The 24,315-nt window shown below is 55.9% G+C and carries 22 protein-coding genes and 1 pseudogene; 20 read left to right on the top strand and 3 right to left on the bottom strand.

Annotated elements, in window-relative coordinates:
• Positions 1-22 precede the first annotated feature (22 nt).
• From rbbA to A7Q03_RS04100, 4 genes are all read left to right on the top strand, one after another.
• Entirely contained in the window at positions 23-2,737 is a 2,715-nt protein-coding gene (gene rbbA, locus A7Q03_RS04115) for a ribosome-associated ATPase/putative transporter RbbA (RefSeq protein ID WP_067447598.1), read from the top strand.
• Position 2,738: 1 nt separating this feature from the next.
• Entirely contained in the window at positions 2,739-3,860 is a 1,122-nt protein-coding gene (locus A7Q03_RS04110) for an ABC transporter permease (protein ID WP_067447596.1), read from the top strand.
• 143 nt (positions 3,861-4,003) lie between these two features.
• The gene (locus tag A7Q03_RS04105) at positions 4,004-5,434 is read left to right on the top strand and encodes an efflux transporter outer membrane subunit (RefSeq protein WP_067447591.1); all 1,431 of its coding nucleotides are present in this window, start codon (positions 4,004-4,006) and stop codon (positions 5,432-5,434) included.
• 94 nt (positions 5,435-5,528) lie between these two features.
• Complete coding sequence (locus tag A7Q03_RS04100) at positions 5,529-6,680, top strand: type I restriction endonuclease (protein WP_067447851.1); 1,152 nt, start codon at positions 5,529-5,531, stop codon at positions 6,678-6,680.
• Positions 6,681-6,753: 73 nt separating this feature from the next.
• Here A7Q03_RS04100 and cueR read toward each other — a convergent pair whose 3' ends face one another.
• The gene (gene cueR / locus A7Q03_RS04095; protein ID WP_067447589.1) at positions 6,754-7,146 is read right to left on the bottom strand and encodes a Cu(I)-responsive transcriptional regulator; all 393 of its coding nucleotides are present in this window, start codon (positions 7,144-7,146) and stop codon (positions 6,754-6,756) included.
• A gap of 147 nt (positions 7,147-7,293) precedes the next feature.
• Here cueR and A7Q03_RS04090 point away from each other — a divergent pair, with 147 nt between their 5' ends.
• The 4 genes from A7Q03_RS04090 (at position 7,294) to A7Q03_RS04075 (ending at position 10,834) form a co-directional block, all read left to right on the top strand.
• Positions 7,294-7,503 (top strand): heavy-metal-associated domain-containing protein, encoded by a 210-nt coding sequence (locus A7Q03_RS04090; RefSeq protein WP_067447587.1) that lies wholly within the window; start codon positions 7,294-7,296, stop codon positions 7,501-7,503.
• A gap of 20 nt (positions 7,504-7,523) precedes the next feature.
• Entirely contained in the window at positions 7,524-8,012 is a 489-nt protein-coding gene (locus A7Q03_RS04085; RefSeq protein WP_231866521.1) for a hypothetical protein, read from the top strand.
• A 70-nt stretch (positions 8,013-8,082) separates the two neighbouring features.
• The gene (locus A7Q03_RS04080; RefSeq protein WP_067447585.1) at positions 8,083-10,245 is read left to right on the top strand and encodes a cation-translocating P-type ATPase; all 2,163 of its coding nucleotides are present in this window, start codon (positions 8,083-8,085) and stop codon (positions 10,243-10,245) included.
• Between the two features lie 157 nt (positions 10,246-10,402).
• Complete coding sequence (locus tag A7Q03_RS04075) at positions 10,403-10,834, top strand: hypothetical protein (RefSeq protein ID WP_067447583.1); 432 nt, start codon at positions 10,403-10,405, stop codon at positions 10,832-10,834.
• Between the two features lie 75 nt (positions 10,835-10,909).
• Here A7Q03_RS04075 and hslO read toward each other — a convergent pair whose 3' ends face one another.
• Positions 10,910-11,797 (bottom strand): Hsp33 family molecular chaperone HslO, encoded by an 888-nt coding sequence (gene hslO, locus A7Q03_RS04070; RefSeq protein ID WP_067447581.1) that lies wholly within the window; start codon positions 11,795-11,797, stop codon positions 10,910-10,912.
• A 120-nt stretch (positions 11,798-11,917) separates the two neighbouring features.
• Here hslO and rfaD point away from each other — a divergent pair, with 120 nt between their 5' ends.
• Positions 11,918-12,919: an ADP-glyceromanno-heptose 6-epimerase gene (rfaD, locus tag A7Q03_RS04065; protein ID WP_067447579.1), complete on the top strand. Its 1,002-nt coding sequence runs from the start codon at positions 11,918-11,920 to the stop codon at positions 12,917-12,919.
• A gap of 92 nt (positions 12,920-13,011) precedes the next feature.
• On the opposite strand, the gene A7Q03_RS04060 is transcribed toward rfaD, so the two are convergent.
• Positions 13,012-13,794, bottom strand: coding sequence for a polyamine aminopropyltransferase (locus A7Q03_RS04060; protein ID WP_067447577.1), 783 nt, complete (start codon positions 13,792-13,794; stop codon positions 13,012-13,014).
• A gap of 383 nt (positions 13,795-14,177) precedes the next feature.
• On the opposite strand from A7Q03_RS04060, the gene A7Q03_RS04055 reads away from it, so the two are divergent.
• The 11 genes and pseudogenes from A7Q03_RS04055 (at position 14,178) to A7Q03_RS04010 (ending at position 24,283) form a co-directional block, all read left to right on the top strand.
• A complete protein-coding gene (locus A7Q03_RS04055) occupies positions 14,178-14,933 on the top strand; it encodes an SDR family oxidoreductase (protein ID WP_067447575.1) in 756 nt (251 codons plus the stop codon).
• Positions 14,934-14,948: 15 nt separating this feature from the next.
• Positions 14,949-15,437, top strand: coding sequence for a Fur family transcriptional regulator (locus A7Q03_RS04050; protein ID WP_067440381.1), 489 nt, complete (start codon positions 14,949-14,951; stop codon positions 15,435-15,437).
• Positions 15,425-16,354 carry a GTP-binding protein gene (locus A7Q03_RS04045; RefSeq protein ID WP_067447574.1) on the top strand — a complete coding sequence of 310 codons (930 nt, stop codon included), beginning with the start codon at positions 15,425-15,427 and terminating at the stop codon, positions 16,352-16,354. The genes A7Q03_RS04050 and A7Q03_RS04045 overlap by 13 nt, the downstream gene beginning before the upstream one ends.
• 185 nt (positions 16,355-16,539) lie before the next feature.
• Positions 16,540-17,238 (top strand): HI_0552 family protein, encoded by a 699-nt coding sequence (locus tag A7Q03_RS04040; protein WP_067447572.1) that lies wholly within the window; start codon positions 16,540-16,542, stop codon positions 17,236-17,238.
• A 602-nt stretch (positions 17,239-17,840) separates the two neighbouring features.
• Positions 17,841-18,608: a TSUP family transporter gene (locus A7Q03_RS04035; RefSeq protein WP_067447570.1), complete on the top strand. Its 768-nt coding sequence runs from the start codon at positions 17,841-17,843 to the stop codon at positions 18,606-18,608.
• A gap of 133 nt (positions 18,609-18,741) precedes the next feature.
• Entirely contained in the window at positions 18,742-19,314 is a 573-nt protein-coding gene (gene pth, locus A7Q03_RS04030) for an aminoacyl-tRNA hydrolase (protein ID WP_067447568.1), read from the top strand.
• A 149-nt stretch (positions 19,315-19,463) separates the two neighbouring features.
• Positions 19,464-20,621, top strand: a complete 1,158-nt coding sequence (locus tag A7Q03_RS04025) for a DUF1176 domain-containing protein (RefSeq protein ID WP_067447566.1) — start codon at positions 19,464-19,466, stop codon at positions 20,619-20,621.
• 78 nt (positions 20,622-20,699) lie between these two features.
• Positions 20,700-21,188, top strand: a pseudogene (locus A7Q03_RS10835) (hypothetical protein).
• A 299-nt stretch (positions 21,189-21,487) separates the two neighbouring features.
• Complete coding sequence (locus A7Q03_RS04020; protein ID WP_067447562.1) at positions 21,488-21,997, top strand: hypothetical protein; 510 nt, start codon at positions 21,488-21,490, stop codon at positions 21,995-21,997.
• A gap of 174 nt (positions 21,998-22,171) precedes the next feature.
• Positions 22,172-22,573: a hypothetical protein gene (locus tag A7Q03_RS04015; RefSeq protein ID WP_067447560.1), complete on the top strand. Its 402-nt coding sequence runs from the start codon at positions 22,172-22,174 to the stop codon at positions 22,571-22,573.
• A 192-nt stretch (positions 22,574-22,765) separates the two neighbouring features.
• Positions 22,766-24,283 carry an ABC transporter permease/substrate-binding protein gene (locus A7Q03_RS04010; protein ID WP_067447558.1) on the top strand — a complete coding sequence of 506 codons (1,518 nt, stop codon included), beginning with the start codon at positions 22,766-22,768 and terminating at the stop codon, positions 24,281-24,283.
• Positions 24,284-24,315: the final 32 nt, after the last annotated feature.

The raw sequence follows: 24,315 nt of genomic DNA, 5'->3' as shown, positions 1-24,315 counted from the left end.
GCCATGCCGAAAGAGTAAAGCCATGCCGAACGCCATCGAAATCAGCCGACTCTCGCACGCCTACGGCAAAGTGCAGGCCTTGCGCGGCGTGTCGCTTGCCATCGGGCGCGGCGCCACCGTCGGCTTGATCGGCCCCGACGGCGTGGGCAAATCCACCCTGCTCTCGCTGATTGCCGGCGTGCGCACGCTCCAGAGCGGCGAAGTGCGCGTGCTCGGGCACAATGTGGCACACAAGGCCGAACGCCAAGCGCTGCTGCCGCGCATTGCCTTTATGCCGCAGGGCTTGGGCAAAAACCTCTACCCCACGCTTTCGGTGTATGAAAACATAGATTTCCACGCCCGCCTGTTCGGCCTGAACAAACACCAGCGCAAGCAGCATATCGAGCGCCTGATGCTCTCCACCGGCCTGGCACCCTTTGCCGGCCGTGCCGCCGGCAAGCTCTCCGGCGGCATGAAGCAGAAACTCAGCCTGTGCTGCGCCCTGGTGCACAACCCCGACCTGCTGATTCTGGACGAACCCACCACCGGCGTCGACCCGCTTTCCCGCCGCCAATTCTGGACATTGGTGCGCGAGCTGCGCGCCGAAAATCCCGGCATGACCGTGCTGGTGGCCACCGCCTACATCGACGAAGCCGAACAGTTCGAGCAGCTGCTGGCCATGGACGACGGCCGAATCCTCGCCCACGGCCGCACGCAGGAAATCCTCGCGCAAAGCGGCTGTGCCACGCTGGAGCAGGCCTATATCCGGATGCTACCTGAAAGCAAGCAAACTCATTGGGACGACTCCCAACTGCCGCCCTTTATCCCCGACGATTCCCTGCCGCCCGCGATGGAGGCGCACAACCTGAGCAAACGCTTCGGCGATTTCACGGCGGTAAACAAAGTCAGCTTCCGCATCCGCCAAGGCGAAATTTTCGGCTTCCTCGGCTCCAACGGCTGCGGCAAAAGCACCACCATGAAAATGCTCACCGGCCTCTTGGACGCCAGCGAAGGCGAGGCCACGCTCTTGGGCGAACCAATCGACGCAGGCAGTACCGCCGTGCGCCAGCGTGTGGGCTATATGTCGCAGGCGTTTTCGCTGTATGAAGAGTTGAGCGTGCGGCAAAACCTGGTGCTACACGCCCAGCTCTACCAGCTCGGCGAAAACAGCCACGCCGCCATCGAGGCCGTGTTGCAGCAATTCGAGCTGGCCGATTTGGCCGACGCCACCCCCGCCGCCCTGCCCTTGGGCGTGCGCCAGCGCCTGCAGCTGGCCGCCGCCTGCCTGCACCGCCCGCAGGTGCTGATTTTGGACGAGCCCACCTCCGGCGTCGACCCCGCCGCGCGCGATATGTTCTGGCAATACCTGTTCCGCATGGCGCGGGAAGAGCGTGTAACCATTTTCGTGTCCACCCACTTCATGAACGAAGCCGCCCGCTGCGACCGCATCTCGCTGATGCACCGCGGCCGCGTGCTGGCCGTGGGCGAACCGGAAGAACTGCGCCGCCGCCAACACGCCGATACGCTGGAAGAAGCGTTTATCCGCTATTTGGAGCAAGACGAAGCCGCCGAAGCGGCGGAAAGGCTACCTGAAAACCAAGGGCTACCTGAAAACCATGCCGCTCCATCCGGCCTGCTCTATTGGCTTTCCGCCGTATTCACCTTCGCCCGCCGCGAAGGCAAAGAGCTCCTGCGCGACCGCATCCGCCTGATGTTTGCCCTGCTGGGCCCCTTGGTGTATCTGATTTCAGGTAGCCTCGGCGTATCGTTCGACGTAAACGAAATGGATTTCGCCGTGCTCGACCAAGACCAAAGCCACTACAGCCGCGAGCTAACGCAGGAATTCGACGGCTCGTCCTACTTCCGCCAACGGGCCAGCCTCGCCACCCGTAACGACATCAACGCCGTGCTCACCGACGGCAGCGCGCGTATGGTGATTGAAATCCCGCCCGGCTTCAGCAAAGACCTCACCCTCGGCCGCCGCCCGCAGCTGGCTTTCTATTTCGACGGCTCGTGGCCGTTTGTGGGCGAAAACCTCCATGGCTATGCCCAAGGCATCCTCAACCGCTATATGACCGAGCTCTACCGCGAACGCGGCATCCGCATCAACACCGACGGCGGCCTGCAAACCCGATTCATCTACAACCCCACCTTCAAAAGCATCAACGCGCTCACGCCGGGCTTTTTAATGCTTTCGCTGATGATGATTCCTGCCATGCTCACCGCCCTATCCGTGGTGCGCGAAAAAGAAATCGGCTCCATCATGAACCTTTACAGTTCGCCCGCCTCCTCCTTCCAATATCTTTTCGGCAAGCAACTGCCCTATGTGCTGCTCTCGTTCTTAAGTTATCTGGTGTTGCTCGGCGTGGTGGTGTTCGGGCTGGGCGTGCCGCTGAAAGGCTCGTTTATCGCGCTCACGGTAGGCGTGCTATGTTTCGTGTTCGCCTCCACCGGCTTCGGGCTGTTGGTGTCCACCTTCGTGCGCACGCAGGTGGCGGCGATTTTCGCAGCAGCGATTCTATCCATGATTCCGGCGCTGGATTTCTCCGGCATGATTTATCCGGCATCCACCTTGAGCGGCGCCGGCAAATGGATCGGCATCTTCAGCCCCACCAGCTGGTTTCAAACCATCAGCCTGGGCGTTATCACCAAAGGCCTGGGCTGGCGCGATGTGAATACGCTGTGCGGCACGTTGTTGCTGTTTTTCGCTGCCTATTGGCTCGCTGCCGGGCTGCTTTTGAAAAAGCAGGAGAAATGATATGCGCCAATGGATAAGCAACGTTTGGTATCTGGGCGGTAAGGAAATCCGCAGCTTCTTCACCGATTACGCGCTGTTTGCGCTGTTGGTGTTCATGTTCACCTTTTCCGTGTATTCCGTGTCGCAAAACGTAACCACCGAAGTGAAAAACGCCGCGCTGGCCGTCTATGACCAAGACCGCAGCGCGCTCACCTACCGCATCCGCGACGCCATGATCGCCCCGCAGTTCAAGCAGGTGGACGACATCGACGGCAGCCGCATCGACCGCGCCATGGATTTGGGCGAATACAGCTTCGTGCTGGTTATCCCGCCCAACTACACCGCCGAGCTCCTGGCCGGCAAACGCCCCGAGCTGCAATTATTGGTGGACGCCACCGCCATGTCGCAGGCCGGCGTGGGCTCGGTGTATATCGGCCAAATCGTGAACCGCGAAACGGCGGCCTATCTGGGGCGGCACGGCAACGCCGCGCCCTTCGAGCCGGTGGTGAACGTGCTGTTCAACGAAAACCTGCGCAGCGAATGGTTTATGCCGCTCAACCAACTGGTGGGCAACGCCACCCTGCTCACCATCCTGCTGGTGGGCGCGGCCGTAATCCGCGAGCGCGAACACGGCACGATTGAGCATTTGTTGGTGATGCCGGTGGACACAAACGAAATCGTGATGGCCAAAATCCTGGCCAACGGCCTGATTATCCTGGTTTCCTCTCTGCTCTCGCTGCTCTTGGTGGTGCACCGCGCCGTAGGCGTGCCGATTAACGGCTCGTTGGCGCTGTTCGTGTTCTGCGAAGCCGTGTATCTGTTTGCCATGGCCGGGCTCGGCGTACTGCTCGCCACCCAGGCGCCCACCATGCCGCAGTTCAGCCTGCTGTGCATCATCGTGTATATCGCCGTATTCCTGCTCTCCGGCAGCACTTCGCCCATCGAAAACCTGCCGCCCTGGCTGCGCAGCCTTTCCGAGCTCTCGCCCATGACCCAATTCACCGCCCTCTCCAAAGACATCGTCTTCCGAGGAGCAGGCTGGAGCGTAATCCGCCACCGCGTGGCCATCACCGCCGTGTCCGGCATCCTCTTCACCGCCCTCGCCGTGATCCGCTTCCGCCGGATGCTGGCGCAGCAGAATTAAAAAAGGCTACCTGAAAAAAGAAGACGGGTTTTCAGGTAGCCCAAACAGCAGCCTGCCCAAGAATCATGCCCGCCACCTAGCCGAAAGGCTACCTGAAAAACCACCCGTACATTTTCAGGTAGCCCCACACCAAGGAAACCGCCATGCCCAAACTCCTCCCCATCGCCCTCACCCTCCTCTTCACCGCCTGCACCGCCACCCAAATCGACCGCCAATCCAACATCACGCTACCTGAAAACTTCCAACACACCGGCCAGGCCGATTCCGCCCGCAATCTAGCCCGCTGGTGGCAGCAATGGCCCGACCCCCAGCTTGGCCGCCTCATCGAACAAGGCCTGCAACACAACCACAGCATCGCCATTGCCCGCAGCCGGCTTGAAGAAGCCCGCGCCACCTCCCGCCTGGCCGAAGCCGACCTCCTCCCCAGCGCCGGCCTCGCCGCCGATGCCAAAGGCTACCGCAACCACCGCCGCGACCCCTATCTCGGCAACGGCGGCAACCTCACCTCCGCCAGCTTCCGCGCCGCCTGGGAGCCCGACATCTTCGGCCAAAAACGCAGCGATGCCGATGCCGCCCGCGCCGCCGCCCTCGGCAGCCAAGAGCAGCTCCACGGCAGCCGCCTGCTCGTCTCCGCCCAAATCGCCGAGCACTACCTGCGCGCCGCCCATATCCAGCAGCAGCAAGCCCTCGTTTCCCAACAGCTCGCCACCCTGCACGAACTGGCACGCTACGCCGCCGGCCGCTTCAACGCCGGCCACGCCACCGCCCACGACACCACCGCCATTACCGCCCAAATCCAAGCCCTGCAAGCCCGCCAAAGCACCCTCCAAGCCCAATTCGACGCCCAGCAGCGCAGCATCGCCGTGCTCATCGGCCAAACCCCGCAAACCTTCCGCTTCGACAGCGGCGCCATGCGCCAAGCCGCCCTGCTGCAACACCTTCCCAGCCCGCCGCAAGGCATCCGGCCCGGCAGCCTCCTCAACCAACGCCCCGACCTGCGCGCCTGCGCCGCCGAAATCCAAGCCCGCAGCGCCCAGCTCGCCAGCGCCAAAGCCGACCTCCTCCCCCGCTTCGACATCCAATTCCTCTGGCAAACCGGCCGCATCGAGCTCAACAGCGACCTCGCCCCCTTCAACCGCGCCCGTAGCGGCAACGGCGGCCTCTTCAGCATCGGCGTACAGCTCCCCCTCTTCACCGCCGGCCGCATCCGCGCCAACATCCAAGCCGCCGACGCCCGCCTACAAACCGACCTGCTGCAATACGACCAAACCCTGCTGCAAGCCCTCGCCGACGTAGACAACGCCTACCAGGCCCAACACGCCCTCAGCGCCCAGCAGCAAGACTTGCAGCAGGCCGAACGCACTGCAAAGCAGCAAGTGCGCAACGACCGCCAGCTCTTCCGCTACGGCCGCAAAACCCTCGACACCGCCCTGCAATCCCAGCTCACCGCCCACAGCTTCAGCCAAAACCTGCTCGACAACCAGCTCGCCTCCGGCCTCAACCTGCTCAACCTCTACAAAGCCATCGGTAGCGGCTGGCAGGAAGAAGGCAAAGTACCCACCGAAGAAAAATAGGGCTACCTGAAAGCTAATTTGAGTTAAATGCGGCAAGCTATGGTTTAGTATGGTATGCTTACATTTACTTTTTTTGACACTTGCAGAGGTTTTTATGAACGCAGCATTTCGTGAAAGATTACTTGCCCATACTGAGCACGTGAAAAAAGTTGGGCACATGTGTGCAACGGAAGAAACTACCAAACAAGCACTCATCCTACCTTTGTTGGATATTTTAGGTTTTTCTGCATTTGACCCAAGTAAAGTTCGAGCTGAGTACCAGGCTGACTTTGCAGGTATAAAATCAGGAGAAAGAGTTGATTATGCACTTTTTTGCCAAAACACTCCTGTCATGTTTATAGAAGCCAAATCCTTTAATGAAGATTTAGACAATCATTGCCCTCAACTTTCCAGATATTTCAATGCCACTCCAGACGTAGCAATCTGTGCTATTACAAACGGAAGAGAATGGCGTTTTTTTACTGATTTAGCTAATAAAAATATTATGGATGAGGAACCTTTTCTCACTATCAACATAACCGATATACGAGAAAATGATATGGTACAGCTATATCAATTCAGACATGATCAATTCCAGCCAGAAGCACTACGCACCTTAGCAGAAGAAAGCATTTATCTAATGGCGTTTACCGATGTCATCACTGAAAGTTTAAAAGAAGTAGATTTAGATTTCGTCCGTTATGTAGCTGGGCGGGCAGATATCCAGCGCCAATTTACTCAACGCTTCCTTGAAAGTATTCAACATATCGTTAAGCAGGCAGTTCAAAATACAGTTAGCTCAATGGTTGTATCTGGTTTATCCTCACTCAAACTACCTCCCGAATCCGCCCCAGAAAAACCAGAGAAAACCGACCCATACGCCCCTATAATTGATCCTGATAACAATAAAATTGTTACCACCTATGCGGAACGACAGCTTTTTGACTTTGTGCAGGCAATTCTTCCGGAAGAGGAAAATATTGAGGCAAAGGATACACAAAGTTACTTCAGCATATTGTTTGAAGGGAAAAACAATCGATGGCTTCTCCGTTATTTCGACAGTAGGCAGCATCCATCTGTTGTCTTCCCTATCGAACTTACTAAAGAGGATGCCTTAATCATAGAACGTAGTGGCTTGGAGCTATCTGGCAATCAAATTATTATTGAGACTCCTGCAAATATTCTACGTTTAGCATGGTTGGTTAAAGAATCTCTTGAATTCTGTAAGAATGACGAGAATTTTAGAATCAAAAAACAGTCCAACTAAACTGCTATATTCAACAACAAAACAGGCTACCTGAAACTTTTCAGGTAGCCTGTTTCTATTCCACCAACGCCGCCTAGCGCTCCTCCAGCCCGGCCAAAATCGCACAATCCGGGCAATCGTCTCCCGCGCAGGCGTCGTGCCAGCGTTGCAGTTCGGCCACCATGCCCTGCAGGTGTTTGATTTTGGCTTCCAGCTCGGCAATGTGCCGCGCGGTAAGCGTTTTCACTTCGCGGCTGGTGCGCCGCGGGTTGTGTTGCAGGCTCAAAAGCTGCCCGATCTGCAGCAGCGAAAAGCCCACTTCCCGCGCATGACGGATAAAGCGCAGCCGGGCAAGGTCGGCTTGGCCGTAGCGGCGGTAGCCCGCTTCGCTGCGCGCAGCCGGGGCAAACAGGCCTGCTTTTTCGTAGTCGCGGATTTGCTTGGCAGAAAGGCCGCTCTCGGCAGCGGCTTGGCTGATGTTCATCATGATGTTTGACTTTAACTCTGCGTTAAGGTTTATAGTGGCGGCACTCGGTGCGAAAGCAAGAGCACACTCATTATTTAATGGCCACCTGAAAACTTTAGCTTCAACGAAGTCAAAACCTTAGCCTCACTCCAACAGGAAGGAAACCCTATGCAAACCATCACACTAAACATCGAAGGCATGACCTGCGGCGGCTGCGCGAAAAGCGTTACCCGCATTCTCGAAGGCGTAAACGGCGTGGCCAAGGCCGCAGTGAGCCTAGAATATAAAAACGCCGTCGTGGAATTCGACCCTGCCCAAACCAACCCCACCGCGCTGATAGAAGCGGTGGAAGACGGCGGGTTTGATGCGGCTTTGTAAGCCTAGCCGGTGCAACCATCATGCTGTTTTTTCGCAAGCACTATTTAAACCGAGACTTCCCGCTAAACCGTTTTCAAGCGGCTGATTGGCCGGCATGGCTGGCCTCTGCCCGCTGGCAGCCGATTGATGATATCGGCCATCGCGGCATGAGCATAACCATCCCGCAGGATAACGGCGAATTTGCGTTTGATATGCCTGCCGCCTGGGTGAAAAACAACACGCTGCCGCCGCTGTTGTTGGATATCCTCACGCAGCTAAACGATATCGACAACATCATGCAGCAATCCTGCCGCCGCTTCGCCGAGCGGCATAAACGGCACAGCCGGGAATACGAGCTCTATCTTTTCGACCCGCCGGATGCGCTGTACGTTACCCAAGGCGGTGTGCCGTATTTGGATTACACCGCCACACGGGTAAACAAAAGTTTCCGCGCATATCTGAAGCCGAGCGGCGGCAAGTGGCTGCCGTATGACGACGAGGCCTGTACCAAACCGTTAGCGGCCGACTAAGCTACCTGAAAGCTTTGACTTCATTGAAGCTAAAGTTTTCAGGTGGCCTCACACCAGCCAAGGGAAAAACATGCAACAAAAAGTCCGTTTCCAAATCGAAGGCATGACCTGTCAGGCCTGCGCTTCGCGCATTGAGAAAGTGTTGAACAAAAAAGACTTTGTCGCCGAAGCGGGGGTGAACTTCGCCAATGAAGAAGCGCAGGTGGTGTTTGATGCCGACAAGGTATCGGCGCAGGACATCGCCGCCATCATCGAAAAAACCGGTTTTTCGGCGAAAGAGAAAACCGACGAGCTGCCGCCGCCTGAAGAAACCGCGCATGTAAGCTGGCGGCTGTGGCTTTTGCTTGCGATCAATATTCCGTTCCTTATTGGCATGGCGGGGATGATGGTTGGACAGCACGATTGGATGCTGCCGCCGGTATGGCAGTTCGCGCTGGCGAGCGTGGTGCAGCTTTGGCTGGCGGTGCCGTTTTACAAAAGCGCGTGGGCGAGTATTAAAGGCGGGCTGGCGAATATGGACGTGCTCGTTACCATTGGCACGGTGTCGATTTATCTGTATTCCGTTTATATGCTGTTTTTCAGTCCGCACGCGGCACACGGCATGGCGCATGTGTATTTTGAAGCGGGCGTGATGGTGATCGGTTTTGTGTCGCTGGGCAAATTTTTGGAACACCGCACCAAAAAATCCAGCCTGAACAGCTTGGGCTTGCTGCTGAAACTTACGCCGACCCAAGTCAATGTGCAACGCGATGGCAAATGGAAACAACTGCCCATCGACCAAGTGCAAATCGGCGACCTTATCCGCGCCAACCACGGCGAACGCATTGCCGCCGACGGCATTATCGAAAGCGGCAGCGGCTGGGCGGACGAGAGCCATCTCACCGGCGAATCCAATCCCGAAGAGAAAAAGGCGGGCGGCAAAGTGTTAGCGGGCGCGCTGATGACCGAAGGCAGCGTGGTGTATCGCGCCACGCAGCTCGGCAGCCAAACCCTGCTCGGCGACATGATGAACGCGCTGTCCGAAGCGCAAGGCAGCAAAGCGCCGATTGCGCGCGTGGCGGACAAGGCGGCGGCGGTGTTCGTGCCTGCCGTCGTGGGCATCGCGCTTTTGACCTTTATCGCCACTTGGCTGGTTAAAGGCGATTGGACGATTGCGCTGATGCACGCCGTTGCTGTTTTGGTGATTGCCTGCCCGTGCGCACTCGGTCTGGCGACGCCCGCCGGGATTATGGTCGGCATGGGCAAGGCGGTGAAACACGGTATTTGGTTTAAAGACGCGGCGGCGATGGAAGAAGCCGCCCACGTCGATGCCGTCGTGTTGGACAAAACCGGCACGCTGACCGAAGGCAGGCCGCAGGTTGCCGCCGTTTATTGCGTTCCCGACAGCGGCTTTGACGAAGACGCTTTGTACCGCATCGCTGCCGCCGTCGAACAAAACGCCGCCCACCCGCTCGCCCGCTCCATCGTCTCCGCCGCCCAAGCGCGCGGTTTGGACATCCCCGACGCACAAAACGCGCAAACCGTCGTCGGCGCAGGCATTACTGCCGAAGTCGAAGGCGTGGGCTTGGTGAAAGCGGGCAAACTTGATTTTGCCGAATTAAGGCTACCTGAAAACCTTTCAGACGACGTCTGGCACATCGCAAGCATCGTCGCCGTTTCTGCCAACGGCAAACCTATCGGCGCATTCGCACTCGCCGACGCATTGAAAACCGATACCGCCGAAGCCATAGGCCGTCTGAAAAAACACGGCATCGACGTTTACATCATGAGCGGCGACAACCAAGGCACGGTCGAATACGTCGCCAAACAACTGGGCATCACACACGCCTTCGGCAACATGAGTCCGCGCGACAAAGCCGCCGAAGTGCAGAAACTCAAAGCTGCCGGCAAAACCGTGGCAATGGTTGGCGACGGCATCAACGACGCGCCTGCGCTCGCCGCCGCCAACGTCAGCTTTGCCATGAAAGGCGGCGCGGACGTTGCCGAACACACTGCGTTCGTCACGCTGATGCAGCATTCGGTCAACCAGCTCGCCGATGCCTTGCTGGTGTCGCAGGCTACTTTGAAAAACATCAAGCAAAACCTGTTTTTCGCTTTCTTCTACAACACCTTGGGCATCCCGCTCGCCGCACTTGGCTTCTTAAACCCCGTCATCGCAGGCGCGGCGATGGCGGCAAGCTCGGTTTCGGTGCTGGGCAATGCCTTGCGCTTGAAACGGGTGAAGGTGGAGTGAAACGTAGAAAAAGCTACCTGCAACGCCAACGCCATACGCCCAGTTTCATTTTTCAGGTAGCCTTTGAGGCTACCTGAAAAATGCCGAATCCTGGGCCTGCCGTTTCAGCCAAACCCGCGCCACCGGCCTGATTATCCACAGCAGCGCCGACGGCCGCGTGCGCAGCTTCACTCCGCCGCACAGCCCCACCAGCCTGCTCCAAGCCCGCAGCCCCGGCGGCCACACCAGCGTGCAAACCCTCCCCGGCCAAATCGAACGCCTGCACACCCTCCGCCTCAGCGGCTACGGCCACGCCTACCTCCTGTTCACCGAACACACCGATGGCGACCACACCGAAAAATCCCTCGTCCTCCTCCACTTCGCCACAGAGCAGCTCCAACCCCTACCCATCATCCAAACCGCCCCCACCGCCGAGCCTACCCACCGCCTCAACATCGCCTACAGCGGCCAACACGCCAACAACTACTTCTTCTATGAACCCGGCAGCCACACCATCAGCCAGCCACAAATCAGCAGCCATACCCACACCCCCACCAACCGCCGCCTCAAATACCGCTTCAACGGCCAACTGTTCGTGCCGCACAGTTAAACCAACAATGAGGCTACCTGAAAACCAAGCAACAGTTTTCAGGTAGCCTTTTTATACAATTAAGACAATACCACCTTATTGCAGCTGCTGCCCGGTCATGGCTTCGATTTCCATACCGAACAGGGCTTGCACGTCGGTGTCGTCGAACACATATTTTTCGCCACAGAAATCGCAGTCGATGGCGATACTGCCTTGTTCGGCCACGATGTTGCCCACTTCCTGCCCGCCCACAAGCAGCAGCATATCGCTCACTTTGCCACGCGAGCAGGTGCAGGCGAATTCGATTTGTTCAGGCTCGAATACGCGCGGCGGGGTTTCGTGGAACAGGCGGTAGAGCAGGTGTTGGGCGTCGAGCTCGATCAATTCCTGCGGGGTAACGGTGTCGGCCAGGGTGGTGTAGTACGTCCAGGCGTCGGCGTCGATTTGCTGTTCGGGCAGCCTTTGCAGCAGCAGGCCGGCGGCGGCGTGTTCGGAGGCGGCAAGGCTGATGTGGGTGTCGAGCTGTTCGGAGCGGCGCATGTAGGCGCTGAGCATTTCGGCAATGCTGCTGCCTTCGAGGGGCACAATGCCTTGCCAGGGTTCGCCTTCGTTGGGCTGGAGGGTGATGCCGAATACGGCGTTTTCGCTGAGCAGCTCAATCAGGCTGCGGCCGTCGTCTAAATTGGCTTGTTCGTTCCAGCGGGCGGTGGCGCGGCAGCTGTGGTTGGAATCGGTTTCGGCCACAAGCATTTTGAGGTCGCCCTGCCCTTGGATTTGCAATATGAGCTTGCCGGGCAGTTTGAGGTTACTGGAAAGCAGGGCGCCGGCGGACAGTAGTTCGCCCAGTGCGCTGCGGATGGCGGCGGGATAGGGTTTGCGCTGTACGATGTGCTGCCACACGCTTTGCAGCTGAACATGCAGGCCGCGCACGGGTTGGTTGTCGAAAATAAAGCGGGTGCGTAGGTTGGCGGGCTGGGTGGTCATGATGCTTTCCTTATTGTTATCTTGATCAGGCTGCTATATGGTTTCCAAGGGCGGATATTCAAGTTTCAGGTAGCCCGAAATCGGTTAAAATATATGCCAACCCTTTATCAGGAGACCCCCATGACCATCATCGTTACCGGCGCTGCCGGCTTTATCGGCAGTAACATCGTGCACGCGCTCAACCGGCGCGGCATCACCGACATCATCGCGGTGGACAACCTCAGCCGCGCCGACAAATTCCGCAATCTGGTGCAGGCCGATATTGCGCACTATCTGGATAAACACGAATTCATCCGCCAAGTGCGCGCCCACCAAATCAACGGCGGCAACATCGAAGCTATCTTCCACCAAGGCGCCTGCTCCGACACCATGAACCACGACGGCGTGTACATGATGGATAACAACTACCAATACACGCTCGACCTGCTCGACTGGTGCCAAGACGACCGCATCCGCCTGATCCACGCCTCCTCCGCCGCCGTATACGGCAAAGGCCAAACCTTCCGCGAACAGCGCGAATTGGAAGCCCCGCTCAATGTGTATGGCTATTCCAAATTCCTGTTCGACCAAGTATTGCGCCGCCGTATGGCGCAAGGGCTGCACAATCAAGTGGTTGCCCTGCGCTATTTCAACGTATACGGCCGCCGCGAGCAGCACAAAGGCCGCATGGCCTCCGTGGCCTACCACCACTTCCACGAATACCGCGAGCACGGCCGCGTCACCCTGTTCGGCAGCTACGACGGCTACCCCGACGGTGCGCAAAGCCGCGACTTTATCTGCGTGGAAGACGTAGTAAAAGTAAACCTATTTTTCTACGACCATCCCGAAGTATCCGGCATTTTCAACTGCGGTACCGGCCGCAGCCAGCCCTTCAACGACCTGGCCGCTGCCACCGTAAACGCCTGCCGCGCCCGCGAAGGCAAGCCCGAGCTGCTGCTGGAAGAGCTGGTACAACAAGGCTTGATTGTGTATAGCAAATTCCCCGACGCACTCAAAGGCAAATACCAAAGCTTCACCCAGGCCGACATCAGCGCCCTGTGCGCCGCCGGCTATGCCGAAGAATTCGACGACGTAGCCACTGGCGTACGCCGCTATGTGGATTGGCTGGCCGGACAGGATTAGCCGCCACAACGCTATTTGATGTTCGCCTCGTTGCAGCTTATGTCTTCAGATAGCCTTTCTAACCGTGCTGGAGTTTTCGCTTTCAGCCAGCCTCAACGCAGCCACTGCCAGGTGCTGCCCGGCGGCACGTGTGCCTGATGCAGCATGGTTTTGAAGTCCAGCCCGTATCGTTCGCTCAGTTTGGCGGCTTTTTTCTGCAGGGCCGCCAGCGGCTGGGGCGCTTGGTTTTGGAAGGCGAGCACGGCCACGTTGCCGTGGGTTTCGGCAGGCACGCACAACACGCGCTGATCAAACACCTGCGCGAGCCGTTGCAGGAAAAGCGGGTAGCGTTTGTCGCCACTCCACCAGTTGGTGACGAAAATGCCATTTTCGCTCAGGGCTGTGCGGCAGTCGGCAAAGAAGGGCTCGGCCACCAGGGCATCGATAATCTGCACGCCGTCGAAGCCGTCCACCAGCAAAATATCCGTGCCGCCGCGCAGGGTTTTGATGTATTCCGCGCCGTCGGCCTCGATGATTTCAAACTTTTCACCCTCAAACGGCAGCTCAAACAGGCTGCGCGCCACGCTGATCACCTGTGGGTTGATCTCCACCGCCGTTTGCGCCACATCGGGCAGGTAGGCATCTATCCAGCGCACAAACGAGCCGCCACCCAACCCGATTTGCGTGATGTGGCGCACGTTTTCGGCAAACAGGAGCCAGGCCATCATGGCACGGCTGTAGGAGAGCACCAGCTCGGCGGGGTAATCCACATTCATCGAGCTTTGCACCGTTTCGCTGCCCAAATGCAGCGAGCGGATGTTACCGTGTTCGGAAATGCCAACTTCGGGCAGGGCGAAACGTGCCGAACGCAGGCGGCGGTAGGGATGACGTGCCATATCAACAAGCCTTTGGCCAAAATGCGAAAGGCGGGCATTCTAGCACGGTTTTCAGGTAGCCTTATACCGCCGCCCGCCTCTATTGGGCAGAATACGGCGCTCTGCCCGAGGCTACCTGAAAATATATTGGATTAGAAATAAGAATGGGACAAGGTGGCAAACCGCAGACAGTACAGGCAGTACGGCAAGGCAAACCAACGCGATAGCGAAAGTTAAGTTGGCTTGCTATAGCCTTGCTGCCATTTTAAAGCTGCCGGCAAGCTGCCGGTGTTATACTATGGTTTTTAGCCAAAGCCGTTATTTCTTCCTGCAAGGCGAGCCAATGCCATAGGAGAAGTAAGTGCTCCGGCTCTATCCAGTAATCCAGCTCAACGGAGGCAATCATGAGCATTTTGGTAACCGGCGCATCGGCCGGTTTCGGGCGGGCCATCTGCCGCACGCTTGCAGCAGCGGGCTACCACGTGATCGGCGCGGCGCGGCGTACCGACAAACTGGACGAACTATGCGTGGAATTGGGTGCCAACTTCCTGCCGCTGCAAATGGACGTGGGCGATACCGCCTCGGTGGACGCCGCACTCAAAGGGCTACCTGAAAACTTTGCCCGGATCGACTGCCTGGTGAACAACGCCGGCCTGGCATTGGGTTTAGACCCAGCTCATCAAGCCGATTTTGCCGACTGGCAAACCATGATTCAAACCAACATCATCGGCCTCACCTACCTCACCCGCCAAGTGCTGCCCGGCATGGTGGCGCGCGGCAGCGGCTATGTGATCAACCTCGGCTCAGTGGCTGGCACCTACCCCTACCCCGGCGGCAATGTGTATGGCGCCACCAAAGCCTATGTGCGCCAATTCAGCCTGAATCTGCGCGCCGATTTGGCCGGCACGGGCGTGCGCGTGAGCAATATCGAGCCCGGCTTGTGCGGCGACACCGAGTTTTCCAACGTGCGCTTCAAAGGCGACGACCAACGCGCCGCCGATTTATATAAAAACGTGGACTACATCCGCCCCGAAGACATCGCCGATACCGTGCTGTGGCTCTACCAGCGCCCCGCGCACATGAACGTGAACAGCATCGAAATCATGCCGGTGGCGCAGAGCTTCAACCCGCTCGCCGTTGTACGCCATCCCAGCCAATAATAATAGGAGGCAGCCATGACCAAGCACTCCGCACCCGACTACAAAACCACCATCATTGCCCGCGCTCGCGAACAAGGCCTGCAGATTACCGCCCTGCGCGAGCAGGTACTGGATATCGTTTTGCGGCAGGAAGGCGTGATTAAAGCCTACACCGTGCTGGCGCAAATGCAGCAGCAGAGCAACGGCGTGGTGGCGCCGCCTACCGCCTACCGCGCGCTCGATTTCTGGGCCGAACACGGCGTGCTGCACAAAGTGGCCGCGGTGAACGGCTACATTTTATGCAGCCACGCCCGCCACCATTGCGATGCCCACTGCCACAGTAGCGACGAACAGCAACGCCACCACAGCGCCTTCATTTTGGTGTGCACCGAATGCGGCAACACCGATGAGCAAACCCTCTCCCGCGAATGGCAGGCACTTTGTGCCGGCGTAGCCGCAGGTGGGTTTAGATTAAAAGAAGAACATGTTGTTTTAACAGGAATATGCAAACAATGTCAGAAATAAAGAAAGCAAAAGTACATCTGTTTTCCGGCTTTTTGGGAACAGGTAAAACCACCGCCCTGCGCCACCTGATGGAGCAAAAAAAACCCGATGAAAAATGGGTGATCGTGGTAAACGAATTCGGTGAGATTGGCATCGACGGCGCCGTGTTGAGCGACAACGGCATCCCCGTGGCCGAAATCGCCGGCGGCTGCCTGTGCTGCGTGGCCGGTGCGCAAATGGGCACCACCATCAACCGCATGGTGAGCGGCAACAAGCCAGACCGCATCATCATCGAAGCCAGCGGCCTAGCACACGCCGCCAGCGTGATCGACGAGCTGCGCGCCAAGCCCTTCGACCAAATGCTGGATATCGGCGCCGTGTTTACTCTGGTCGATCCGCGCCAATTCACCAACCCCGACTACGCCAACCAGCCGCTCTACCGCGACCAAGTGAGCGTGGCCGACGTGCTGATTGCCAACAAAACCGACATGTGCAGCCCCGAAGAAATGGCCGCCTTCCGCAGCAAAGCCGCCCAGCTCTTCCCGCCCAAAGCCGCCGTGCTGGAAACCACCGACGCCTATTTAGACATCGCCCTGCTGGAAACCCCGGTGGTGGGAAAAAGCCGCTACCGCATCAAAGAGCTGCCCGACAACAGCATGGGCCTGCAATCGCAAGGCTACACCTTCCCTACCGGCAGCAGCTTCGACGGCGAAAAGCTCACCAAATTCTTCAACGACCTGCCCAAACTGTGCGAAGGCCTTGTGCGCGCCAAAGGCGTGTTCCAAGTTCTCGGCAGCTGGGTGTGGCTCAACTGGAGCGAAGACCAATGGGGTGCCAACCAAGTGGCCTGGCGGCGCGACAGCCGCTTTGAAGTGATCGCCAAATCCTTCGACAGCGACACGCTGGAACAAAGATTGCAAGCCACGCTGGAGAAATAAAACGGAAAGGCTACCTGAAAAAGGTTTCAGGTAGCCTTTTATCGTATGCCTAATAAAACACGGATGCCCCGTTCCCATTTCCCGTTCAAAAACCGATTTCAGGCAGCCCCAACATTCATTGAGGCTACCTGAAACCCCATTTTTCAGGTAGCCTTTCCACTTTTCTTGCCAGCCGCCAATCCATCATGCTCACCCCGCAAAGCTGCGACCTGTTCCAACGCCCGTTTTTCCAGTTCGCCCAAATCCGCCAATACCAGCCCGAAACCGAGGCGCAAACCAAGGCCGACTACAAAGCCGCGTGGCAAGTGTGGCGCACGCTGGCTTTTCAGGTAGCCTCAGAATTGGGCGCAGGCTTTGCCCCGCCGCATATCGAACGCTGGTGCAACGGCTGGCAGGTGCGCGCCCACTTTTTCGCCTATTTCAAATATCAAACCCATGCCGATACGGCGGTCATCCTCTCGCTACTGCTCAACCGCCGCAGGCTCACCGCCAGCCTCGAATGGCACGAATACCGCGCCGCCCGCTCCACCCTGCCGCTGGCCTGCTACCAACAGGCTTTGGCCGATTTCCCGCACGCCGAGTTTGCCGACTTCCAAATCTGGCACGGCAGCGACAGCGAATACGCCGACTACCCCGCCATCGCCACCGCCCCGCCAGAAGCCACCGCCCCGCCAGAAGCCACCGCCCCGCCAGAAGCCACCGCCCCGCCAGAAGCCTTCGCCCCGCCAGAAGCCTTCGCCCTGCGCAGCCCGCAAGACTTCCTCTGCCTCGGCCGCCACTTGGAGCGCGACCAACTGGAACAGGCCGACAGCGCGGCCTGGCTAGTCGAAACCCTGCGCCGCCTGCTGCCGGTGTACGAAGCCTGCCACAACGTGCGGCTGTGAGCGGAAGCAAGGGCTCCTAATCACTACTGTCAAAGGCTATATTACATAAGCGAAGAGAGTGCAAATCTATTCATACAACGTTTCAGGTAGCCTCCACCTGCCTAAACCTAGCACGCCAAAATAGAATAATCACAATCTAATTGGCGGGCTGGCTTCCCGTCTGCTGGCGCAGCCGAACGGAGCGCGGCTTTTCGGGAAACAAGGGCTTGCATGTTCGAAGCGGCGCAGCCGCAAGTTGCGAGCCCGCCCGAAAAACCGAGTGAAGTGAGGGAAGTTTGGCGAAGCCAAACCTGTGCCCGCAGTCGCCTTTCTTTGCTTCCTTTCTTTGGCGAAGTAAAGAAAACGAGGTCTCCGAAGGGGGGCGAGTTTCTGTGAAGCAAAAACGAAGCCTTCGTTAGAAGGATTCGTTTTAACGAAGTTAAAACAAGGCCTCTGCAAGAGGGTTTGTTTTTGCGAAGCTAAATTGAGTGCCCGCGCGGGCATGAAGCGCAAGGATAAATAGAGCGCAAATATAAAGGCTACCTGAAAATGCTTATTTCGAAAATTCAAACCAAACGGCGGCGTGGCAATGCCGCCCTACCCCATTATCAACGGAGAAACCCATGGAGCTTTCCTTTATCCTGCTGCTCATCACAGGCTTTTTGGCCGGGCTGATGGATGCGGCCGTTGGCGGCGGCGGGCTGTTGCAGCTGCCCGCGCTGTTCGGCGTGCTGCCTCCCGCCACGCCCGTGCCCACCGTGCTGGGCACCAACAAGGCGGCTTCGTTCGCCGGCACCTTCACCGCCGCCGGCCAATTTGCCCGCCGCCTGAAGCTGCCGTGGAAAATGCTGCTGCCCGCCGGCGCGCTGGCTTTTACCGCCTCGTTCGCCGGCGCGAAGCTAGTGGCCTATGTGCCGGTGCAATATATGAAACCGGCCATGCTGGTGATTATGGTGGCGATGTTTGTGTACACCTTCTTCCGCAAAGATTTGGGGCAAACCGAGCGCACCCACGCGCTCACGCGGGGCGAAATGCTGCTGGGCACGGCGTTTGGCGCAGCTATCGGCTTTTATGACGGCCTGTTCGGCCCGGGCACGGGCAGCCTGCTGGCCTTCGTGTTCGTGCGCTTTTTTGCCTACGATTTCCTCACTGCCACCGCCTGCGCCAAGGTAATCAACCTGATGACCAATCTGGCCGCGCTGAGCTTTTTCATCCCCAGCCAACATGTGCTATGGCACTGGGCGCTGCCGCTGGCGGCAGCCAACCTAAGCGGCGGCTTCTGCGGCGCACGGCTAGCAGTGCTCGGCGGCAGCCGCTGGCTGCGTTATGGCTTTATGGCTTTGCTGTGCCTATTGATTGGCAATTTTGCCCGCCAGCTGTGGTCAGCCTAAGAGATAGCTGAAGCAATTATTTTTTCCTACAAGGCAGCAAGTCGCAGACAGTACGGAAGTACGGCAAGACGAACCAATGCAGTAGCGAAAGTGAAGTTAATCCGCTATGCCTGAAACCCAACAAGGAAACCCCATGCCAATCAAACTCATCGTCGGCCTCGGCAACCCCGGCACCGAATACGAAGACACCCGCCACAACGCCGGCTTCTGGCTGCTGGACGAACTCGCCCGCAAATGGCAGGCCAGCTGGCAGGACGATAAAAAATTCTTCGGCAGCCACGCCCGAAGCACACAGCCCGAAGGCGAAATCCGCCTACTCAAACCGCAAACCTATATGAACCTCTCCGGCCAATCCGTGCAGGCACTCGCCGCCTTTTATAAAATCAAACCCCAAGAAATCCTCGTGATCCACGACGAACTCGACCTCGAGCCCGGCCGCATCAAATTCAAGCTCGGCGGCGGTAACGGCGGCCACAATGGCCTCAAAGACATCCAAGCTCGCCTCGGCACACCCGACTTCTACCGCCTGCGCCTAGGCATCGGCCACCCCGGTGATCGCAACGAAGTAGTGAATTATGTGCTGAAAAAACCCCGCTCCGAAGACCGAGACCTCATCAACCAAGCCATCATCAAATCCATCCACGCCCTGCCCGACATCCTCATCGGTAAAATCGAAGCCGTCCAACGAATGCTGCATAGCAAATAGCGGCGCAGTATACCTGAACGAATAAAGGCTACCTGAAAAATTAGCGCAGTACGCAAACCAATCCACCCGACCAAACCAATCTTTTCAGGTAGCCTTAACCTTTGCACCCCCATCCCTCATCTCGGCCATCCCCCCCTAAGGAGATTACAATGTTGCGTCATTCACTATGGTTGCTACTGTTGCTCGGCAGTAAGCTGGCCGCTGCGCCTATTCAAGGTTTCTACACCACGCAGGGCGATTGGGAGCTGGCCTGCGACAACACTGGCACGTGCCGTGCCGCAGGCTATGCCAACGAAGAAGACTCTCACGGGCTGCCGGTTTCCCTGCTGCTGCAACGCGCCGCCGGCGAGCGGGCTGTCGTGTCTAGCCATCTGCAAATTAGTTATCAAGATAATTTGGCTCGGCAGCAAACCGTAACTGAGTTACGTATCGACAACCACACAGTTGGCCGAGTTGTATTCACTGATCAGGGTGAAGGTGTAACCAAATTACCTGCCTCGCAAACGCAAGCTCTGTTGGCAGCCTTAAAACGCCGAACTGCCATCAGTCTACACACAACAAACGGCACGGTATGGCGGCTGTCGGCCAATGGTGCCACTGCCATTTTGCGCCGCATGGATGCGTTCCAACGCCGCAACGGCACTCCCTCTGCTCTCATCAACCCCGGCCACAGCCGCCGCCCCGTGTTGCAGCCGCAACCCTTACCGATAATCCATGCGGCAGCTGTACCGGAAATGCCACGCATTCAGCCAAATAGTGCGCTGGCAAACAGTAATAGCCCGTCTATGCCGATGGTGCGCGTATTAAAACGCCATACCCCGCGATACCGTGCATTGGTGCAAAAACTGCGTCGTTTGCCGCAGGCAAAATTCTGCGAGTTTGTTGATTCAACAGAGGAGACCCCAAAAATCGAAGCCTACCGCTTGAGTGGCGGCCATATACTGATACGAGCCGACTGTATGCATACGGCTTCGAACGGTGTAACCCAATTTGTTACAGTAACCAACAGGGATTTTTCACGAATCGAATCAATACTTGGCAATAAAATTAACGAAAGTTATAGATATGACGGCATCATATCCAACAACTGGAAAGAACGCGGTTTCGGCGATTGTTGGGGGCATGAAAACTGGATTTGGAACGGCAGAAAATTTAGCCTGACTTATTCCGCCACCGATCAAATGTGCCGTGGATTTGCCGGCGGTGCGTGGACAATGCCCACCTTCATCTCCCTGCCCACCGGCACGCCTGCAGCCGAAAAAAGAGCGGAGTGGATTAGGGAGTGGCTGAAAGAATATGCCGACTGAACTCTTCTCAATCATCCCAAAGCTATATATCATTTTCAGGTAGCCTTTAAATGAAATAACCTACGCGACTTTATCTTCATGCTTGAGCAGTAGAGCAAACTCAAGCATTTCGCCCATCCCGTTTCCCTGCATTTGGAAATGGCTGAAATCGCCGACCGCATGCTGCGCGCCGAAAGGTTGGTGTTGCTGTTTGAAAACTCGATTAAGCCCGACGCACGCCCGAACACGTGGCGACGGGCATGGGTACGGACAGCGTGTCCAAGTTGCGCGAAATCGGGAAGATACTGGCGTATCTAAAAGAACCCGAGCCGCCCAAGGGCATCAAAGACGCGTTTTCCAAACTGCCACTGTTGAAAGACATTTAGAGCATGGCATCGAATGTGGTGAAAATGCCCCATCGACTATCTCGACTTTGCCAGACCCGTCAGCGGACTTGGCAGCAAAATGGGTTTGGACGCGACCAACAAATGGCCGGGAGAAACCGACCGCGAATGGGGACGGGTGATTAAAAAAGACCCTACGGTTACGGCTAAAATTGATGAGATTTGGGGGGAATTGGGGTTGTAAACCAAAGTGCAGGCTGCTTTTTGCATCTTCCAAACACAGGAAAGCAGCCTGCACTTTGCAGAGGCCGTCTGAAAGCAGCGTTTTAACAAAATTTCCAAACAATATAAACAATATTAGGTATTTTTGAGCATGGAAACACGAAAAACAGCAGTCGTAAATCAGATTCTCGAATCCGATATGTTCGGCATAACGGTTTGTCGGATATAAGTATCCGACCTACGGCTGCTGTTTTAAATAAATTATGAATAATACTTTATATACGTTCGATATCGTTCAGTTTTTATTTTAAAGGATAGTCGATGGATTCTTTTCATTTTTTTGCTCAAGGCAACTTTAAAAAAATTGCAACCGAACAAGGTTTAGACCGTAAATATTTTATATTCCAATTTATCGTATGTAATTTATCTGCCGCTTCCACTTTTTGTTTAATGAAGATTATTCATACCTATACTATTCTCTATATATTAATAACGGCAACTGGTGTTATTAATGGTTTTCTCTTGAGAAGTAGGGTTCTATCTATAGTAAAAAATAAACAAAAGTTTTTATCTGACATGTTTCCCTTGGATATACCTTTCTTTTTTATAGAATATAAAATACCTATCTTGGCCAGATTTTGGAATAGGGGAATGAAATGGCTTTACCCCCTAAGTTTTTTCTGTTTATTTAGTATTTGTTTTTCGATATATATTCTTAATAAAGAAGGGGGATGGATGCCTTATTTCACCTGCTATTTGTTTGGATTCGTTTATCCATTATGCACTTATATCGTTTTTTTATCCCGAGATTATAAACGTATCCAACCATAGCAGCACCCAAACCCCGATTTGAAAGGAACGCCGTGAAGCGATTGCTGTCTGGCTGTTATTTGTGATGATATCGGCAGCGGGGCTGGCATTTGTTTGGATAATTATTGCTGGGCAGGTGTGATAGGCTTTCAGGTAGCCTTTATCAATGATGAACAAGGTGGTTCTGAAAATAAAATGAGCAATAACGAATTGATTGAACAAATCAAAAATCCGCAAACCCCGCTGCGGGACAAAATCCCACTGATTTTAGACCTTGCCGAACAACGTAATCGGGAAATCTACCCGTTGATTTTGGCCGCACTAGACAGCGCGGAATACACCAAAGTTCGCGGTACGCTGATTTATGCCTTGGCAAACTATCCGGCAGAGCCTTTGTTTGAGAAAGCCATTGGCTGGCTGATTGACGGCAATTTCGAAATGGCGCATGAAGCAACGGGCATTCTCGACAAAATTGAAAAAATAGAAGGCGTACGTGCAGACAAAGCATATGCCGCCCTCTCTACCGCGTTGGACAATCCTGCCAACGAAACATGGCGCGTTGAACTGTTGGAAGAGGTGCTGGGGATGTTTGAATAGCAAAGAGAAACGCGTAGATAAAGCCTATATCGCCTAATAAAGGCTACCTGAAAACCTAAAAAGCAGCCTGCACTTCGAATTCGCAAAGTGCAGGCTGCTTTTCCCACCTCCGCCTTCACACCGCCATTCCTTGTCACATGCTAAAAACCCCTATACCATTCAATCCACTAATCACCAACACGGCCAAACCCCATGCCCTCATCCCTTCCCTTCTCCCCTGCCGAACTCTGGCAAATGCTGCTCACACATTTATGGCTTTCCGGACTGGCTTTGTTCGCGGCAGTGGCAATTGCGGTGCCTGCCGCCGTGTTGTTTGCGCGCAGACAGCGGGCAGCGGAAGCGGTATTGCAGTTCACCAATATATTGCAAACCATCCCGTCTTTGGCACTGCTGGGTTTGCTGATCCCGTTTGTCGGCATTGGATCACCGCCCGTCTTGATTGCGCTCACGCTATACGCGCTGTTGCCGATTTTTCAAAATACCTATTTGGGGCTGACCCAAATCGACCAATCGATTCAAGATGCGTACACGGCATTCGGGCTATCACGTTGGCAGTCGCTATGGCGGATTGAGCTACCGATGGCGTTGCCTGCCATGATTTCGGGCATCCGCACAGCGGCAGTGCTGATTGTTGGCACGGCAACACTGGCGGCGTTAATTGGCGCAGGCGGCTTGGGTAACCTGATTCTGCTCGGTATCGACCGCAACAACATGACGATGACGTTTACCGGTGCATTGCTCTCCGCGTTACTGGCTGTCAGCGTAAGCGGCATTATCGGGCTGTTGCAGAAATCGCGACGCAAGTTGCCGATTATTTTGGCATTGGCGGTGGGCCTCGGCGCACTCGGTCTGTCGCAGATTTCATTTACGCCTACCACAAAAAATGTGGTGATTGCCGGTAAAATGGGTAGCGAACCGGATATTCTGATTAACATGTATAAATTATTGATTGAACGTGAAAATCCGAATGTGAAAGTCATAGTCAAACCTAATTTCGGCAAAACCACCTTCCTGTTTAACGCACTGAAAAGCGGTAAAATTGACATTTATCCCGAATTCACCGGCACAGTGTTGGAAGCCTTAGTACAAGTACCACCTGAACAGAAAAACCGCCATCTGTCGCCCGATGAAACCTATCGACTGGGCAAACAATTATTGGCGGAACAATATCAGTTAGAGTTTCTGCCGCCTATGTCTTATCAGAACACTTATGCGTTGGCAGTTAAAGAAAGCTACGGCGCGGTGCACCAACTGAATGCCATCAGCGACTTAAAGCAGGTTGCGCCCGATATTCGGGCAGGTTTCTCACTGGAATTTACCGACCGAGCAGACGGCTACAAAGGCATGCAGGCTGCCGGTATCACGCTAAAACATATTGTTAGCCTAGAACCTGCCCTGCGCTATACGGCGCTGCTGAACGACAAAATCGACCTGGTGGAAGCCTTTTCCACCGATGCCGAATTGAAGCAATACCAGCTGCGCCTGCTGAAAGATGATATTTCCCTATTCCCCGCCTATCAGGGCGCGCCACTGATGAAAGCAGAATTTGCCGAAAAAAATCCTCAAATTGTGACCGCACTTAACCGACTGGCGGGAAAAATCAGCGAAGAGGAAATGAGCGAGATGAACTACCGCGTAAAAGTGCAAGGCGAAAGCGCGGAAAACGTGGCGCGGGATTATTTGGAGAAAAATGGGTTGTTAGGAAAGTGAAATTGGTAGCAGGCTACCTGAAAGCATCAGAT

It is taken from the genome of Eikenella sp. NML99-0057, assembly GCF_001648535.1.
Taxonomy (GTDB): domain Bacteria; phylum Pseudomonadota; class Gammaproteobacteria; order Burkholderiales; family Neisseriaceae; genus Eikenella; species Eikenella exigua.
This window is presented reverse-complemented; position numbering and strand designations above follow the sequence as displayed.

Excerpts from the sequence above, each read along its gene's own strand:
- rbbA (WP_067447598.1), top strand. The coding sequence starts at position 23 with ATGCCGAACGCCATCGAAATCAGCCGACTCTCGCACGCCTACGGCAAA.
- A7Q03_RS04110 (WP_067447596.1), top strand. The coding sequence starts at position 2,739 with ATGCGCCAATGGATAAGCAACGTTTGGTATCTGGGCGGTAAGGAAATC.
- A7Q03_RS04105 (WP_067447591.1), top strand. The coding sequence starts at position 4,004 with ATGCCCAAACTCCTCCCCATCGCCCTCACCCTCCTCTTCACCGCCTGC.
- A7Q03_RS04100 (WP_067447851.1), top strand. The coding sequence starts at position 5,529 with ATGAACGCAGCATTTCGTGAAAGATTACTTGCCCATACTGAGCACGTG.
- cueR (WP_067447589.1), bottom strand. The coding sequence starts at position 7,146 with ATGATGAACATCAGCCAAGCCGCTGCCGAGAGCGGCCTTTCTGCCAAG.
- A7Q03_RS04090 (WP_067447587.1), top strand. The coding sequence starts at position 7,294 with ATGCAAACCATCACACTAAACATCGAAGGCATGACCTGCGGCGGCTGC.
- A7Q03_RS04085 (WP_231866521.1), top strand. The coding sequence starts at position 7,524 with ATGCTGTTTTTTCGCAAGCACTATTTAAACCGAGACTTCCCGCTAAAC.
- A7Q03_RS04080 (WP_067447585.1), top strand. The coding sequence starts at position 8,083 with ATGCAACAAAAAGTCCGTTTCCAAATCGAAGGCATGACCTGTCAGGCC.
- hslO (WP_067447581.1), bottom strand. The coding sequence starts at position 11,797 with ATGACCACCCAGCCCGCCAACCTACGCACCCGCTTTATTTTCGACAAC.
- rfaD (WP_067447579.1), top strand. The coding sequence starts at position 11,918 with ATGACCATCATCGTTACCGGCGCTGCCGGCTTTATCGGCAGTAACATC.
- A7Q03_RS04060 (WP_067447577.1), bottom strand. The coding sequence starts at position 13,794 with ATGGCACGTCATCCCTACCGCCGCCTGCGTTCGGCACGTTTCGCCCTG.
- A7Q03_RS04055 (WP_067447575.1), top strand. The coding sequence starts at position 14,178 with ATGAGCATTTTGGTAACCGGCGCATCGGCCGGTTTCGGGCGGGCCATC.
- A7Q03_RS04050 (WP_067440381.1), top strand. The coding sequence starts at position 14,949 with ATGACCAAGCACTCCGCACCCGACTACAAAACCACCATCATTGCCCGC.
- A7Q03_RS04045 (WP_067447574.1), top strand. The coding sequence starts at position 15,425 with ATGTCAGAAATAAAGAAAGCAAAAGTACATCTGTTTTCCGGCTTTTTG.
- A7Q03_RS04040 (WP_067447572.1), top strand. The coding sequence starts at position 16,540 with ATGCTCACCCCGCAAAGCTGCGACCTGTTCCAACGCCCGTTTTTCCAG.
- A7Q03_RS04035 (WP_067447570.1), top strand. The coding sequence starts at position 17,841 with ATGGAGCTTTCCTTTATCCTGCTGCTCATCACAGGCTTTTTGGCCGGG.
- pth (WP_067447568.1), top strand. The coding sequence starts at position 18,742 with ATGCCAATCAAACTCATCGTCGGCCTCGGCAACCCCGGCACCGAATAC.
- A7Q03_RS04025 (WP_067447566.1), top strand. The coding sequence starts at position 19,464 with ATGTTGCGTCATTCACTATGGTTGCTACTGTTGCTCGGCAGTAAGCTG.
- A7Q03_RS04020 (WP_067447562.1), top strand. The coding sequence starts at position 21,488 with ATGGATTCTTTTCATTTTTTTGCTCAAGGCAACTTTAAAAAAATTGCA.
- A7Q03_RS04015 (WP_067447560.1), top strand. The coding sequence starts at position 22,172 with ATGAGCAATAACGAATTGATTGAACAAATCAAAAATCCGCAAACCCCG.
- A7Q03_RS04010 (WP_067447558.1), top strand. The coding sequence starts at position 22,766 with ATGCCCTCATCCCTTCCCTTCTCCCCTGCCGAACTCTGGCAAATGCTG.